Origin of the sequence: Pseudomonas sp. X4 (genome assembly GCF_040784925.1) — a bacterium.
In the GTDB taxonomy this organism is placed as follows: Bacteria; Pseudomonadota; Gammaproteobacteria; order Pseudomonadales; family Pseudomonadaceae; genus Aquipseudomonas; species Aquipseudomonas putida_Z.
In genome coordinates, this window is record NZ_CP160798.1 from 3,423,106 (window position 1) to 3,438,107 (window position 15,002).

11 protein-coding genes are annotated in these 15,002 nt (G+C 62.1%); 8 read left to right on the plus strand and 3 right to left on the minus strand.

Annotated elements, in window-relative coordinates; translation table 11 throughout:
* Positions 1-30 precede the first annotated feature (30 nt).
* The 6 genes from ABX298_RS15250 (at position 31) to ABX298_RS15275 (ending at position 6,792) form a co-directional block, all read left to right on the plus strand.
* On the plus strand, positions 31-669 hold the full coding sequence (locus ABX298_RS15250) for a tetratricopeptide repeat protein (RefSeq protein WP_015269019.1): 639 nt from the start codon (positions 31-33) through the stop codon (positions 667-669).
* Entirely contained in the window at positions 670-1,812 is a 1,143-nt protein-coding gene (bamB, locus tag ABX298_RS15255; protein WP_025337779.1) for an outer membrane protein assembly factor BamB, read from the plus strand.
* Between the two features lie 117 nt (positions 1,813-1,929).
* Complete coding sequence (der, locus tag ABX298_RS15260; RefSeq protein WP_025337780.1) at positions 1,930-3,393, plus strand: ribosome biogenesis GTPase Der; 1,464 nt, start codon at positions 1,930-1,932, stop codon at positions 3,391-3,393.
* Between the two features lie 283 nt (positions 3,394-3,676).
* Positions 3,677-4,708 (plus strand): RHS repeat-associated core domain-containing protein, encoded by a 1,032-nt coding sequence (locus ABX298_RS15265; protein ID WP_367393314.1) that lies wholly within the window; start codon positions 3,677-3,679, stop codon positions 4,706-4,708.
* A gap of 156 nt (positions 4,709-4,864) precedes the next feature.
* Positions 4,865-6,013, plus strand: a complete 1,149-nt coding sequence (locus tag ABX298_RS15270; RefSeq protein WP_286919995.1) for a pyridoxal phosphate-dependent aminotransferase — start codon at positions 4,865-4,867, stop codon at positions 6,011-6,013.
* Positions 6,001-6,792, plus strand: a complete 792-nt coding sequence (locus tag ABX298_RS15275) for an amidohydrolase (protein WP_061551927.1) — start codon at positions 6,001-6,003, stop codon at positions 6,790-6,792. Before ABX298_RS15270 ends, ABX298_RS15275 begins: the two co-directional genes overlap by 13 nt.
* A gap of 129 nt (positions 6,793-6,921) precedes the next feature.
* Here the strand turns inward: ABX298_RS15275 and ABX298_RS15280 are convergent, their stop codons facing one another.
* Together ABX298_RS15280 and ABX298_RS15285 are read right to left on the minus strand one after the other, a co-directional pair.
* Positions 6,922-9,477 carry a PepSY domain-containing protein gene (locus tag ABX298_RS15280; protein ID WP_367393315.1) on the minus strand — a complete coding sequence of 852 codons (2,556 nt, stop codon included), beginning with the start codon at positions 9,475-9,477 and terminating at the stop codon, positions 6,922-6,924.
* A 262-nt stretch (positions 9,478-9,739) separates the two neighbouring features.
* Entirely contained in the window at positions 9,740-12,013 is a 2,274-nt protein-coding gene (locus ABX298_RS15285) for a TonB-dependent siderophore receptor (protein WP_286101083.1), read from the minus strand.
* Positions 12,014-12,235: 222 nt separating this feature from the next.
* On the opposite strand from ABX298_RS15285, the gene ABX298_RS15290 reads away from it, so the two are divergent.
* Together ABX298_RS15290 and ABX298_RS15295 are read left to right on the plus strand one after the other, a co-directional pair.
* Positions 12,236-12,916 carry a Fe2+-dependent dioxygenase gene (locus ABX298_RS15290; RefSeq protein ID WP_317408982.1) on the plus strand — a complete coding sequence of 227 codons (681 nt, stop codon included), beginning with the start codon at positions 12,236-12,238 and terminating at the stop codon, positions 12,914-12,916.
* Positions 12,917-12,919: 3 nt separating this feature from the next.
* Positions 12,920-13,669, plus strand: coding sequence for a tetratricopeptide repeat protein (locus ABX298_RS15295; RefSeq protein WP_367393316.1), 750 nt, complete (start codon positions 12,920-12,922; stop codon positions 13,667-13,669).
* 156 nt (positions 13,670-13,825) lie between these two features.
* Here ABX298_RS15295 and ABX298_RS15300 read toward each other — a convergent pair whose 3' ends face one another.
* Complete coding sequence (locus ABX298_RS15300) at positions 13,826-14,989, minus strand: type III PLP-dependent enzyme (RefSeq protein WP_025337787.1); 1,164 nt, start codon at positions 14,987-14,989, stop codon at positions 13,826-13,828.
* Between the last annotated feature and the right edge of the window lie 13 nt (positions 14,990-15,002).

Below are 15,002 nucleotides of genomic sequence, written 5' to 3' on the forward strand. Positions count from 1 at the left end.
ACAAGCGAATAGGCGAAAAGGAGTATTGGGGTGTCGAGTACCGATGATGAACTGGCAGGGGTCAAGGACTGGTGGAACCGCAACGGCAAGCCGCTGCTGACCGGTGCCCTGTTGGCTGGCGTGGTGGTGTTGGGCTGGAATACCTGGCACAAGTACCAGAACAATCAGTCGCAAGGTGCCTCGCAGCTGTACCAGGCCTTGCTGGAGACCAGCCTGACGCCGACTGGCCAGCCTGACGCGACCAAGGTCGCGGAACTGGCCGGCAAGCTCAAGAGCGAGTTCGGCGGTACCGCCTACGCCCAGTACGGCAGCCTGTTCGTGGCCAAGGTCGCGGTCGAGACCGGCAAGCTCGACGACGCTGCTGCCGAGCTGAAGAGCGTGCTGGACAAGCCGGCCGATGCCACCCTGGGCGAAATTTCGCGTCAGCGCCTGGCTCGTGTGCTGGCCGCCCAGAACAAGGCCGAGGACGCCCTCAAGCTGCTCGACGGCGACGCCGACAAAGCCTTCCTGGCCAGCCGCGAAGAGTTGAAAGGTGACCTGCTGGTGCAACTGGGTCGCGCCGACGACGCGCACAGCGCTTACGAGAAAGCCAAGGCTGCGCTGTCCGATGAGGCGGCGGTCGGTGGCCTGCAATTGAAGCTGGATGACTTGGCCAAAGGGGACGCGTAAGTGATCGGTTGGAAACATGCAGCAGTGCTGACCCTGGCCGTACTGGCCGCAGGTTGCAGCAGCAACAGCAAGAAGGAACTGCCTCCGGCCGAGCTGACCAAGTTCACCGAGGAAGTGGTGCTGAAGAAGCAGTGGAGCCGTTCGATCGGTGACGGCCAGGGCGAGACCTACAACACCCTGGTACCCGCCATCGAGAACGACCGTATCTACGCCTCCGACGTCAACGGCGAAGTCTTCGCCCTCGACCGCATCACCGGCGACGTGGTGTGGAAGAAGGACCTCGAGCTGCCGGTTTCCGGCGCTGTCGGCGTGGGCTACGGCCTGGTCATGATCGGTACCCTCAAGGGTGAAGTCATCGCCCTGGACTCCAGCACCGGTGAGGAGCGCTGGCGCTCCCGCGTGACCAGCGAAGTGCTGGCCCCGCCTGCCAACAACGGTGAGGTGGTGGTGGTGCAGACCCAGGACGATCGCCTGATCGGCCTGGATGCCGCCACTGGCGACCGTCGCTGGATCTACGAAAACACCCCGGCCGTGCTGACCCTGCGTGGCACCGGCGCGCCGATCGCCACCAACCGCCTGGCCGTCGCCGGCCTGTCCACCGGCAAGGTGGTGGCGGTGGACATCAACAACGGCGTACCGGTGTGGGAAAGCCGTGTGGCAATCCCGCAGGGCCGTTCCGAGCTGGACCGCGTGGTCGATATCGACGGCGGCCTGCTGCTGTCGGGTGGTACCCTGTACGTCAGCACCTACCAGGGCCGCGTCGCGGGCCTGGACCTGGAAAGCGGCCGCGTGCTGTGGCAGCGTGATGCCTCCAGCTATGTGGGTGTCGCCCAGGGCTACGGTAACGTCTATGTCAGCGAAGCTTCCGGTACTGTCGAAAGCGTCGACGAGCGCTCGTCCAGCGCCCTGTGGACCAACGACACCATGGCTCGCCGTCAGCTGACCGCGCCTGAAGTGTTCTCCAGCTACGTGGCGGTGGGCGACTTCGAGGGTTACCTGCACCTGCTGAGCCAGGTCGATGGCCGCTTCGTCGGCCGTGAGCGTATCGACAGTGATGGCCTGCGTGCCCGCCCACTTGTGGTCGGCGACACCATCTACGTCTTCGGCAACAGCGGCAAGCTCGAGGCACTGACCATCCGCTGAAGCTATGCTTGAAGCCTTGGCGGGCCTCAAGCCGCGGCGTAGGACACGCCGCCCGAACTCCGGCCGCTGCCTTGCAGCGGCCTTTGCATTTTCAAGAATTCAAGAGTGGAGAGCCGAATGGTTCCCGTAATCGCCCTGGTGGGCCGCCCGAACGTCGGCAAATCCACCATGTTCAACCGCCTGACCAAGACCCGCGATGCCATCGTCGGTGACCTGTCGGGCCTGACCCGTGACCGCCAGTATGGTGATGCCAGCTGGCAGGGTCGCTCCTTCATCCTGATCGACACCGGCGGTATCACCGGTGACGAAGTGGGCATGGACGAGAAGATGGCCGAGCAGTCGCTCATGGCCATCGAAGAAGCCGACTATGTGCTGTTCCTGGTCGATGCCCGTGCCGGCATGACCGCTGCCGACCAGATGATCGCCGAGCACCTGCGCAAGCGGAACAAGGAAGCGATCCTGGTTGCCAACAAGATCGACAACATCGATGCCGATGTGGCACGCGCCGAGTTCTCGCCGCTGGGCATGGGCAACGCCATCCCGGTGGCCGGCTCCCAGGGCCGCGGCATCAATGCGCTGATGGAGGCCGTGCTCGGCCACCTGCCACGCGACCAGGTCGAGGAAGCGCTGGACGCCGAAGTCGCCGAAGGCGAGGAAGCGGTGCGCATCCCGGGCCCGAGCGAGAAGGATGGCATCAAGATCGCCATCATCGGCCGCCCCAACGTCGGCAAGTCGACTCTGGTCAACCGCATGCTCGGCGAAGAGCGCGTGGTGGTGTACGACCAGCCGGGCACCACCCGCGACAGTATCTACATCCCGTTCGAGCGCGATGACGAGAAGTACACCTTCATCGACACCGCCGGCGTGCGCAAGCGCGGCAAGATCCATGAGGAAGTCGAGAAGTTCTCGGTGGTGAAGACGCTGCAGGCGATCAAGGACGCCAACGTGGTGATCTTCGTCATGGACGCCCGCGAAGGCGTGGTGGACCACGACCTGAACCTGCTGGGCTTCGCCCTGGAAGCCGGCCGTGCCATCGTCATCGCCCTGAACAAGTGGGACGGCATGGAGCCGGGCGAGCGTGACTACGTGAAGACCGAGCTGGAGCGCCGGCTGTTCTTCGTCGATTTCGCCGACATCCACTTCATCTCCGCCCTGCACGGCACCGGCGTGGGCCACCTGTACAAGTCGGTGCAGGCCGCGTTCAAGTCGGCGGTAACCCGCTGGCCGACCAGCCGCCTGACGCAGATCCTCGAAGATGCCGTGAGCGAGCACCAGCCGCCGCTGGTCAACGGCCGCCGCATCAAGCTGCGCTATGCCCACCTCGGTGGTGCCAACCCGCCGCTGATCGTGATCCACGGCAACCAGACCGACAAGATTCCGAAGTCGTACTCGCGTTACCTGGAGAACACCTACCGCCGCGTGCTGAAGCTGGTCGGTACGCCGATCCGCATCGAGTACAAGGGCGGTGAGAACCCGTACGAGGGCAAGAAGAACACCCTCACCGACCGCCAGGTCAACAAAAAGCGCCGCCTGATGTCGCACCACAAGAAGGCCGAGAAGAAGCGCCGCGACAAGCGCTGATTCCGCGTTAGCTTCTTCGCGGGCTTGCCCGCTCCCACAGGTCTCCACAGTTTTCGAATTCTGTGCAGTACCTGTGGGAGCGGGTTTACCCGCGAAGAGGCCCTTTGATCCAGCGCAAATCCCCCTATTGCTTCAAACTTTTCCCTGACCGCTCGATTGTCCCATCACGCCCGTAGCCAGGCGCTGCTACTCGCCCCTACCTAGTAAAAATGCTAGTTGTCCGTTGCTGTAAGCTTTGAAAGACTTACGCTCATTTGAGTGGTCTATAAATCAGGGCTTAAGTATGGATCTTCAGCGTAAAACATTGAAGTTATTTTATTGTGACGGTGATATGCATACGAGCCTTCGTCATCAAGGCAGTCGTACTGTGTTTCGGGTCGCAGGACAATCATTAGCCGAATTGAGAGTAGGTACTGTAGATAGCGTCAGCCTATTGTCGGTTAATAACGCCGGCTCTGTAGTAGGTATGGCGCAGGAGAGTGAGCGGGAGCAGTTTGATTATACTGCTTATGGCGATTGTTCGTCCCTTTCCTCGGGGCGCTCTTTGCTAGGGTTCAATGGTGAGTATTATGATGATTTTCTTCAAGGGTATATGCTGGGGAATGGCTACAGATTATTAAATGGTATGAGATTTAACTCCCCAGATAGTTTTGCACCTTTCAGGGTATTGAACGCATATGGATATTGCAATGGAGACCCAGTCAATTATGTTGATCCCAGTGGCCACGCTCCGTGGTGGCTATTTTCGCCCAGCTCTTATTTCAAGATGAAAGGAGTGTTTGAAAATGTCAAGCGCGCTACCAAGCTTATCAATAGGACTGGTTTGGAAAACTTTAAAGCATCTGCACATCCGAGCGATGTTGCTAGAGCCATTGAAAGCAAGATGCAGTATGTTAAGAGGGTGGGGGCCGATTTGGAACGTATTGGGGCAAAGGAAGGAAGCGTCACATTTTTTGCTCTTGGTCGTAAATCTAAACTTGGGGCAACGGCGGCTGAATTTAGTGATGCGGCCGAAAGATTTAAGGGTAGGGTAAAGGATTTGCAGGTGCGCCATTTAGGCGATCATGAGCGTTACATCAAATTGCGTGACCATAATGCGCCGATTTTGGGTGAAATCTATGGTCTGAATAGTAAAATTAAGTATTTGAATGCTCAAAGGCAAGATGGCAATAAATTTGATTATGACCTTTCGGATCGCGAGTTACGTAAGGTTGAAAGCGAAAGGAGGATTCACAATAAGCCAATCGATAAAGAAATATACAGGCTTGAAAGGAAAGTAAGCAACTTGCAAAAACGATTGAGATCAAAGGTCTAATCAATTAGACCCGTAATCCTGATGTGGGGAGCCCTGTCCCATCTGTGCTGGCGCCGAAACCAGTTGTCATTGGAGCGCTCTGCTTTTTCCTGACCGCTCGATCCGCTATGCTCGGGCTCCACCCCGTGCCGGATACACCCCAGGAAAGAGGGCTCCATGATCCGCAGCAAACTGCCGAATGTCGGCACGACCATCTTCACCACCATGTCTCAGCTCGCCGTGCAGACTGGCGCGCTCAACCTGTCGCAAGGCTTCCCCGACTTCAATGGCCCGCAGGCGCTGCTCGATGCTGTCGGCCGGCATGTGGCCGCCGGGCATAACCAGTATTCGCCGATGACCGGCTTGCCGGCCCTGCGCCAGCAGGTGGCGGCCAAGGTCGCGCGGCTGTATGGCGCGCAGGTGGATGCCGACCAGGAAGTGACCATCACCCCTGGAGCCACCGAGGCGATCTTCTGTGCCATCCAGGCGGTGGTGCATGCTGGCGACGAAGTGATTGTCTTCGACCCTTGCTATGACAGCTACGAGCCGTCCGTGGAACTGGCCGGTGGGCGCTGCGTGCATGTACAGCTGAGCGACGGCGATTTCCGCATCGACTGGCAGAAGTTCAGCGATGCCCTCAGCCCGCGCACGCGCATGGTGATCCTCAACTCACCGCACAACCCCAGCGGTGCGCTGATTACCCGGGAAGACCTCGACCAATTGGGCCGGCTTATCGCTGACCGCGATATCTACCTGGTCAGCGATGAAGTGTATGAACACCTGGTCTACGACGGCGTGCGCCATGCCAGCGTGTTGGCCCACGAGCAACTGTATCAACGCGCCTTCGTGGTCAGCTCGTTCGGCAAGACTTATCACGTCACCGGCTGGAAGACCGGCTATGTGATCGCCCCGCCGGCGCTGAGTGCCGAGCTGCGCAAGGTACACCAGTACGTCAACTTCTGCGGTGTGACCCCGCTGCAGTGCGCCCTGGCCGATTTCATGGCCGAGCACCCCGAGCATATCGATGAACTGCCGGCCTTCTACCAGGCCAAGCGAGACTTGTTCTGCGGCTTGCTGGAGGGCTCGCGGTTCCGTTTCACCCGCACGGCGGGTACCTATTTCCAGCTGGTGGACTATTCGCAGATCCGCCCGGACCTGAACGATGTCGACATGTCGCTGTGGCTGACCCGTGAGCACGGCGTGGCGACCATCCCGGTGTCGGTGTTCTACCAGCAACCCATCCCCGAGCAACGCCTGGTTCGCCTGTGCTTTGCCAAACGAGAGGAGACGCTGCGTCAGGCAGCGGAAAAACTATGCGCGATCTGAGTACACTGCCGAACCTGAAAGTCGCCCTGGTGCAGACCACCCTGGCCTGGCACGACCGCGAGGCCAACTATGCGCACTTCGAGGTGCTGCTGGAGCAGGTGGGCGAGGTGGACCTGGTGATCCTGCCGGAAATGTTCACCACTGGTTTTTCCATGCAATCGGAAAGCCTGTGCGAGCCGGAAAACGGCCCGACCTACAAATGGCTGAAGGCCCAGGCGAAGAAGTACAACACGGTGATTACCGGCAGCGTGATCATCCAGGCCGCCGATGGCAGCCACCGCAACCGCCTGCTGTGGGCCCGGCCGGATGGCGAGATACTGCACTACGACAAGCGCCACCTGTTCCGCATGGCCGGTGAGCACAAGCATTACACCCCGGGCGAGCGCCAGGTGCAGTTCGAACTCAAGGGCTGGCGGATTCGCCCGCTGATCTGCTACGACCTGCGCTTCCCGGTGTGGAGCCGCGATGCCCAGGACACCGACCTGTTGCTATACACCGCCAACTGGCCGGCTGCGCGCCGCCAGCACTGGAACCGCCTGTTGCCGGCGCGGGGTATCGAGAACCTGTGCTATGTGGCGGCGGTGAACCGGGTGGGCACCGACGGCAAGGGCTTTGCCTATTCCGGCGACAGCCAGGTGCTGGACTTCCAGGGCGAGAGCCTGCTCAGTGCCGGGGAGGCCGACGGGGTGTTCACCGTGGTGTTGAGCGCGGCGGAGCTGGCGGCCTACCGGACCAAGTTCCCGGCCAACCTGGATGCCGACACCTTCGAGTTGCACTGACAGTCTGTACCGGCCTCTTCGCGGGTAAACCCGCTCCCACAGGTACCGCACAGTATTCAAAATCTGTGAGGACCCTGTGGGAGCGGGTTTACCCGCGAAGAGGCCGGTGCTGGTTACATCAGTTTCCGATCAGTACACATCCCGCCGATACCGCCCATCCTCGATCAGCTGCTGCACTACCGCTTCCCCGAGGATGCCGTTGAGCGCCGCATCCACTCCGGCAGCCATGCCTTGCAGGCTGCCGCAGACATAAACACAAGCACCATCCGCGACCCAGCGCTTGAACTCTTCAGCCTGCTGCAGCAACACATCCTGCACATACACCTTGTCGGCCTGATCCCGTGAAAATGCGAGGTCCAGGCGTGCCAGGTCGCCTTTGTCCAGCCAGCCTTGCAGCTCGTTGCCGCACAGCAGGTCATGCGCCCGGTTACGCTCGCCGAACAACAGCCAGTTGCGCTGCTCGCCAGCATTCACCCGCGCGCGGAGAAGGCTGCGCAGGCCGGCCAGGCCGGTGCCGTTGCCAATCAACACCAGCGGTGCAGCCGTTTCCGGCAGGTGGAAGCTGCTGTTGCGCCGCAAACGCAGGCTCAGCGTACCGTCAAGCGGCAGGTACTCGGTCAGCCAGCCGGAACCCAGGCCCAGGTTGCCATCGGCATGGCGTTCCTGGCGCACGATCAGCTCCAGCACGCCATCGCTGGCGATCGAGGCAATCGAGTACTCGCGGCTGCCGATAGGCACCAGTGCGTCGACCAGTGCTTGCGGCTGTAGGCCGATCAGGTGATCGCGACGGGTCGGCAACTGGCGGCCGGCCAGGGCCTGGGCGAGGGTTTCGCCCAGGCCATTCACTTGCACCTTGGCCCCGGCGTCCAGCGCCATGCCATCGAGGAAGGCGTCGATCCTCGGCTGGCCGTTGAGCGGCAGGATCTCCACCAGGTCGCCGGCTTCCCAGCTGGCGGGCTGTTCCGGTCGCAGGCCCAGCAGGTACACCGGCTGGCCCTGGCTGCCCGGGTTGAGCAGTTCGCGGCGCACCAGCGACCAGTTGCCGAAGCTCGGCGGCTGCCAGGCGGCCACTGGCTGGGCGCCGGTCAGTTGCGCCAGTTCCTGCTGCCACTGCTGCAGCGCGGCCTGGTCGGCGTTGTCCACTTCCACTGGGCTGAACGCACTGCTGGCACCGCGTTCACCCAGCCATGCCTGCAGGCGGCGGGCGAAGCCGCAGAAGTGCGGATACTGGCGGTCACCGAGAGCGAGCAGGGCATAGCTGAGGTTGTCCAGCGCCCAAGGCTGGCCGAGCACCTTGCGCTCGAAGGCGCGGGCGCTGTCGGGGGCTTCGCCGTCGCCGAAGGTGCTGACCACGAACAGCGCACGGCGGGCCTGGCGCAGGTCGCTTTCACCCAGTTCTGCCAGGGCGCGTACCTGCACTGGCAGGCCGGCGGCCTGAAGCTGCCCGGCGCTCTGCCAGGCCAGTTGTTCGGCAAGCCCGCTCTGGCTGGCAAAGCCGATCAGCCAGCTGTCGCCGCTGGTGGTGTTGCTGGTGACGTTGCCACGGGCGGCACGTACCTGGCGCTTCTTGCGACGGCGGTCGAGGTACAGCAGCCAGCCGGTGACGAAGAACAGCGGCATGGTCAGGCTGGCGATGGTGACGATGATGCGCCCCGGCAGGCCGAAGTATTCGCCCACGTGCAGGGCGTAGACGCTCTGCAGCAACTGGGCCTTGAAGGACTTGTCGGTGTAGCGGTCATGTCTTTTCACCTGGCCGCTGGCCGGGTCCAGTACCAGGGTGTTGAAGGCACGTGGGTGGTCGGCGTTGTCCAGCAGGTAGAACAGGTTGGCCGGCTGGCCGCCTACCGGTGGCAGGCGCAGGTTGTACATGGCCAGGCCCGGGCCGGCAGCGTCCTTGAGGTTGGCCCAGATCGCGTCGTAGTCGACCACCAGCGGCGGGGCGTTCTTGTCGATTTTCTGCGGCCCGTGGCGGCCACGGCCTTCGCCGCGCTTTTGCTGCTGGCCGGCGGCCGGCGCGTCGGCCAGCAGCTTGTTCAGGCCCTCGCGGTACCACTCGTAGGACCAGAACAGCCCGGTCAGGGCGAACAGCAGGTAGAACAGCAGGCACCAGGTGCCGGCCACCGCGTGCAGGTCCCAGTTGAAGGCGCGGCCTTTCTTGGCCCAGTCGAAGGTCAGCCAGGTGCGCCAGTCCAGCGCCTTGCGCGGCCAGCGCAGGTACAGGCCGGAGAGGCAGAAGAACACCAGCATCAGGGTGCAGGCACCGGTGATCTGCCGGCCGCTGTCGCCCATGGCCAGGAAGCGGTGCAGATTGAGCATGAGGTTGAAGAAGCCTTGCCCGGCCACTTCTCCCTTGAGTTCGCCGGTGTACGGGTCGGCATAGCGCAGCTGGCCACGGCGCTCGCCTGGTGGTGGGGTGAAGAAGACGCGTGCGGCGTTGCCTTCGCGTACATCGACCCACAGCATCGCCACCTTGTCGTGCTGCTGGGCCTCGGCCCGCTGGACCAGTTCGGCCGGGGGCAGCACGCCCTCCGGGCGCACCTGGACCTTCAGGACATCGGCATTCAGCGCGCGCAGCAGTTCTTCCTGAAACGAGTACAAGGCTCCGGTGATACCCATCAAGGCCAGCACCAGGCCAGCGGTGATGCCAAAGAACCAGTGCAATTGGAACAGCGTCTTCTTCACCACATGATCACCTTGTGTTTCTGCCGCACACTGCGCGGCGTGCATTATGCCTTGATACGCAAAAGCCCCGCTCACGGGAATGAACGGGGCGGGGTGGGCTCGTCAGTCAGGCTTGTGTTGTCTGTACCGGCTTCTTCGCGGGTGAACCCGCTCCCACAGGTACTGCACTGACCTCAGGTCCAGTGATATCTCTGTGGGAGCGGGTTCACCCGCGAAAGGGCCGGCACAGGCGCAGCCCATTCAACAGATCAACCCCATCCCGGCATCAGAAGTGGAAGCTGGTGGTCAACAGTGCAGTCCGCCCGGCGGCCTGGTTGGCATAGTGCCCACTGTAGGCCTTGTCGTAGTAGACCTCGTTGGTGAGGTTCTGCACGTTCAACTGCAGATCGACGTGCTTGGTCAGCTTGTAGCTGGCCATGGCGTCGTAGCGCCAGTACGAGTCGACCATCACGCTGTTGGTGGTGTTGCCGAACACTTCATCGACGTAGAAGGCACCACCACCAATGGTCAGCTTCGGCGTGACGTTGTAGGTGGTCCACAGGGTCAGGCTGTTGTTCGGTGTGTTAGGCAGCTGGTTGCCATCGTTGTAACCATCGATGAACACCGTGCCGACCCGCTGCGCGCCGCCGTCGACGAGCTTGGCATCCAGGTAGGTGTAGCCGGCGAATACTTGCCAGGCGTCGGTCAGCTTGCCGCTGGCGCTGAGCTCCAGGCCATCGACACGGGTCTTGCCGATGTTCTGATAGGTGTTGCTGTCCACCAGTACACGTGCGTCTTCCTTCTCGGTGCGGAAAATGGCTGCGGTCAACGCCAGGCGTTCGTCGAGCAGATCCCACTTGGTACCGATTTCGTAGTTGGTGGTTTTTTCCGGTTTCAGCTCGCTGGTGGTGGTGGCCGTGACCAGCGCGTTGCCGTCGGAACCTTCGCCGAGCGAGGCGCCAGGCGGGGTGGCGGAGGTGGCATAGGACACATAGATGCTGCCGTTCTCGGCAGGCTTCCAGGTCAGGCCCAGCTGGCCAGTGACGAACTCACTGGTGTCTTCGGTCTTGAAGCTGGTAGAACCGTTGGCCGCTTTGGTCTTGACCTTGGTGTCGAAGTGGTCGTAACGCAGGCCCATGGTCAGCAACCAGGCCGGGTCGAGCTCCAGCGTGTCGGTGAAGTAGATGGCGCGCGTGTTGCCAGAAGTATCGGCACCTGCTTCGGTGCGGCTGATGGTGCCGTCCCACTCTTCATGCGGGTTGGGGTTCGGGAACGAGGTGCAGACACCGGAGATCTGCCCTGTTGCACTCGAGCAGTTGCCGGCGCCGAAACCGGTGACGTCATAGCCCGATTTTACCGAGGTTTCCCGGCTGAGTTCGATACCGGTGGAGAAGCTGTTCTTCATGCCGCCAACGTAGAAATCCCCATACAGGTCGGTCTGGTTGGTGGTGGTGCGGGTGTTGGCGACACGGTTGTTCGGGCGACGCCAGACTTCACCGTTGAGGATGTTGCCCTTGCTGTCGTCTGGCTGGCTGTAGATGTAATCCTGCAGCGTATTGCCATGGCGCAGGGTGTTCTTGATGGTCAGCGAGTCGCTCAGGTCGTGTTCGATGCTGATGGTCGAGATATCTGCACGGCTCTTGGAGAAATCGCGACCGACCAGACCGTAGTAGTTGCTGCTGCTGCCACCGCCGTGGGTCGGCTTGTCCGGGTTGGCCGAGGTGCGAGCGGCCGAGCTGCCGGAGCGCAGGCTGTACGGAATACCCGAATCCGGCAGGTCGTCGCTTTCCACGTGGTAGTAGTCAAGGCTCACGCGGGTATCGGTGCCCAGACCGAACACCAGCGAAGGTGCCACGCCCCAGCGGTCGTAGTTGACCTCATCGCGGCCGGCGACGTTGCTTTTGTGGGTCATCAGGTTCAGGCGGCCAGCGACGCTGTCGCTGAACTGATAGTTGCCATCCAGGGTGTAGCGCTGGGTCTGATCGCTGCCCCAGGTCCAGGCGCCGTCGAGCGAGTTGCCCAGGTGCGCACGCTTGCTGACCATGTTGATGGTGCCACCGGCAGCGCCGCGGCCAGCGATCGAGGAGTTCGGGCCCTTGGCCACTTCCACCGACTCGATGGCGAAGATTTCGCGGGTTTGCGAACCGGTATCGCGCACGCCGTCCAGGTACATCGAGCTCTGGCTGTCGAAGCCGCGAATGAATGGGCGATCGCCGGAGGGGTTGCCACCTTCGCCGGCACCCATGGTGATGCCCGGCACAGTGCGCAGTGCATCCTGCAGGGTCAGGGCGCTGGTGTCCTTGATCACTTGCTGCGGGATCACGGTGATCGACCGCGGGGTATCTACCAGCGGTGCGGTGTACTTCTGCGAAGAGGCCTTGTCGACCTTGTAATCGGTGCTGGCCTGTTCAGCCTTGCCGTTGACGCTGGTGGCGTCGAGGGTGATAGCGCTGCTGGCGGCCGGGTCGGCGGCATAGGCCGACGAAGCGCTGAGGGCGACACCGATGGCAGACACGATCAGGCGTGGTGAACTCACTGCAGATGGTACGTACTGGCGCATTGCTAAGGACCTTCCCCAAGGTGTTAAGGCCGCGGATCTTAATGTAAGCAATTGTGACTCACAATTGAGAGTCGTTACCATTCGTGAAGAATTTACAATCTTTACAATTTGCCTTTACGGTTTCATCAAGCTGAAACGTCTTAAGCGGCGAATGGGGCTTGTGAAGCGCAAAAGGGAATCAATATCATTGGCGCCTTTACATTTTCCAACGGTGCTGCCGCCATGCTGCTTCACATCCCCAGCCTGTTTCACGCCGATGAACTGGCCCGTATCCGCGAGGCGCTGGAGCAGGCCGACTGGGCCGACGGCAAGATCACGGCCGGCTACCAGTCGGCCAAGGCCAAGCACAACCTGCAGTTGCCGGAAGGCCACCCGCTGGCCAAGGAGATCGGCAGTGCGCTGATCGACCGCCTGTGGCAGACCCCGCGCTTCATGTCTGCAGCCTTGCCGCACAAGGTGTTCCCGCCGCTGATCAACTGCTACCGTGAAGGCGGCAATTTCGGCTTCCACATCGACAACGCCCTGCGCCAGCCCAAGGGCAGCCCGGAGCGGGTGCGTACCGACCTGTCTTCCACGCTGTTCCTCAGCGATCCGGACAGCTACGACGGCGGCGAGCTGGTGATTCAGGACACCTATGGCGTGCAGCAGGTCAAGCTGGCCGCCGGTGACCTGGTGCTGTACCCCGGCACCAGCCTGCACAAGGTCAACCCGGTGACCCGTGGCCAGCGTTACGCCGCATTCTTCTGGACCCAGAGTCTGGTGCGCGAGGACAGCCAGCGGGCGTTGCTGTTCGAGATGGACAATGCCATCCAGCAACTGACTGCCGATGTGCCGGAGCATCCATCACTGCTACAGCTGACCGGCACCTACCACAACCTGCTGCGCCGCTGGGCCGAGGTCTGAACCGTGTCCTATCAGTTGCGGCGTGAGGAAGTGGTGGATGTGGCCGGTTTGCAGGCCATGCTGGAAGAAAGCCCTGGCAAGGCCGCCCAGGCGATCCTGGCGGCGGCCGGGCAGGGCGCGGTGGAGGCACAGTTGCTGCTGGGGCAGATCCTGCTCGACGGGCGCGGCATTCAGGCGGATGCCGCCGTGGCCAGGCGCTGGTTCGGCATCGCCGCCCAGGGCGGCAGTGCCATGGCGCACAACATGCTGGGGCGTTGCCTGGAGCATGGCTGGGGCGGTGAGCAAAGCCAGGCGCAGGCGGCCATCCACTATGCGCGTGCGGCCGATGCCGGGCTGGACTGGGGGTTGTACAACCTGGGCAACCTGCTGGCCACCGGGCGCGGCATACCGGCCAACCAGGCGCAGGCGCTGATGTGCTACGAGAAGGCCGCGCACATGGGGCATGCCAAGTCGATGAACCTGTACGGGCGTTACCTGGAGCAAGGCATCGCCACGGCGCCCAACCCGGCACGGGCGGTGCGCTGGTATAGGCGTTCGGCCGAGGCGGGGGACTTTCGAGGCATGTTCAGCCTGGCGCTGGTGCTGGTCGAGCGTGGGCAGGTGGCGGAAGCCGGGCCTTGGCTGGAGCGGGCGCGGGTCGAGGGGAACATGAATTTCCTGCGCAGTGCGCTGGTGACTTTGCAGGGTGCCGGGCCGGTGTTGATGGCCTTTGCGGCGCGGTATGCCGAGGAGATCGAACGGCGCGAAGCTTGAGGCCTTCTGTGCTGGCCCTTTCGCGGGTGAACCCGCTCCCACAGGTACTGCGCTGGGCCTGATGTGAGCGCCGCACCTGTGGGAGCGGGCTTGCCCGCGAAGAGGCCGGTACAGGAAAGCACAAATGAAAACGGGGCCTTGCGGCCCCGTTTTGCGTTACAGGTAGTAAGCCTTTAGCGGCGGGAAGCCGTTGAATTCCACTGCGCTGTAGCTGGTGGTGTAGGCACCGGTCGACAGCCAGTACAGGCGGTCGCCGATGGCCAGGTTCAGCGGCAGGCCGTACTTGTAGTTTTCGTACATGATGTCGGCGCTGTCGCAGGTCGGGCCGGCGATGACCACTTCTTCGGCCTCGCCTTTCTTCTCGGTCCAGATCGGGAACTTGATGGCTTCGTCCATGGTTTCGATCAGGCCGGAGAACTTGCCCACGTCGGTGTAGATCCAGCGCTCGACGGCGGTGCGCGACTTGCGTGCAACCAGGACCACTTCGCTGACCAGGATGCCGGCGTTGGCAATCAGCGAACGGCCCGGCTCGAGGATGATTTCCGGCAGGTCGTCACCGAAGTCTTCCTTCAGGAAGCGGATGATCTCTTCGGCGTAGGTTTCCAGGCTGTTGGTCCGGGTGATGTAGTTGGCCGGGAAGCCGCCACCCATGTTGATCAGCTTCAGCTCGATGCCGTCTTCTTCCTTCAGGCGCTCGAAGATCACCTTGACCTTGGCGATGGCAGCATCCCATACGCTGATGTCGCGCTGCTGCGAGCCAACATGGAAGGAAATGCCGTAAGGCACCAGGCCCAGGTCGCGGGCGAGGATCAGCAGGTCCATGGCCATGTCGGTCTGGCAACCGAATTTACGCGACAGCGGCCAGTCGGCAGTGGTCGAGCCTTCGGTGAGGATACGCACGTACACCTTCGAACCCGGTGCGGCCTTGGCGATGTTGCGCAGGTCGGCTTCCGAGTCGGTGGCATACAGGCGCACGCCCTTCTCATAGAAGTAGCGGATGTCCTTGGACTTCTTGATGGTGTTGCCGTAGCTGATACGGTCGGCGCTGACGCCGCGGCCCAGCACCTTGTCCAGCTCGTAGATCGAGGCGATGTCGAAGCTCGAACCTTTCTCTTTGAGCAGGTCGATGATTTCCACGGCCGGGTTGGCCTTTACCGCGTAGTACACCTTGGCGAATTCGAAACCAGCACGCAGGTCGTCATAGGCCTGGCTGATCATCTGGGTGTCGATGAGTACGAACGGGGTTTCTTGCTTGTCGGCGAACGCCTTCATTTTCTGGAAGGTGTCACGCGCGAAATAGTCTTCGACCTGGATCGACATGCTCAGGGACTCC

Bases quoted from the DNA above. Each gene is read 5' to 3' on its own strand.
- ABX298_RS15265 (WP_367393314.1), top strand. From the start codon at position 3,677: ATGGATCTTCAGCGTAAAACATTGAAGTTATTTTATTGTGACGGTGAT.
- ABX298_RS15290 (WP_317408982.1), top strand. From the start codon at position 12,236: ATGCTGCTTCACATCCCCAGCCTGTTTCACGCCGATGAACTGGCCCGT.
- der (WP_025337780.1), top strand. From the start codon at position 1,930: ATGGTTCCCGTAATCGCCCTGGTGGGCCGCCCGAACGTCGGCAAATCC.
- ABX298_RS15270 (WP_286919995.1), top strand. From the start codon at position 4,865: ATGATCCGCAGCAAACTGCCGAATGTCGGCACGACCATCTTCACCACC.
- ABX298_RS15285 (WP_286101083.1), bottom strand. From the start codon at position 12,013: ATGCGCCAGTACGTACCATCTGCAGTGAGTTCACCACGCCTGATCGTG.
- ABX298_RS15300 (WP_025337787.1), bottom strand. From the start codon at position 14,989: ATGTCGATCCAGGTCGAAGACTATTTCGCGCGTGACACCTTCCAGAAA.
- ABX298_RS15275 (WP_061551927.1), top strand. From the start codon at position 6,001: ATGCGCGATCTGAGTACACTGCCGAACCTGAAAGTCGCCCTGGTGCAG.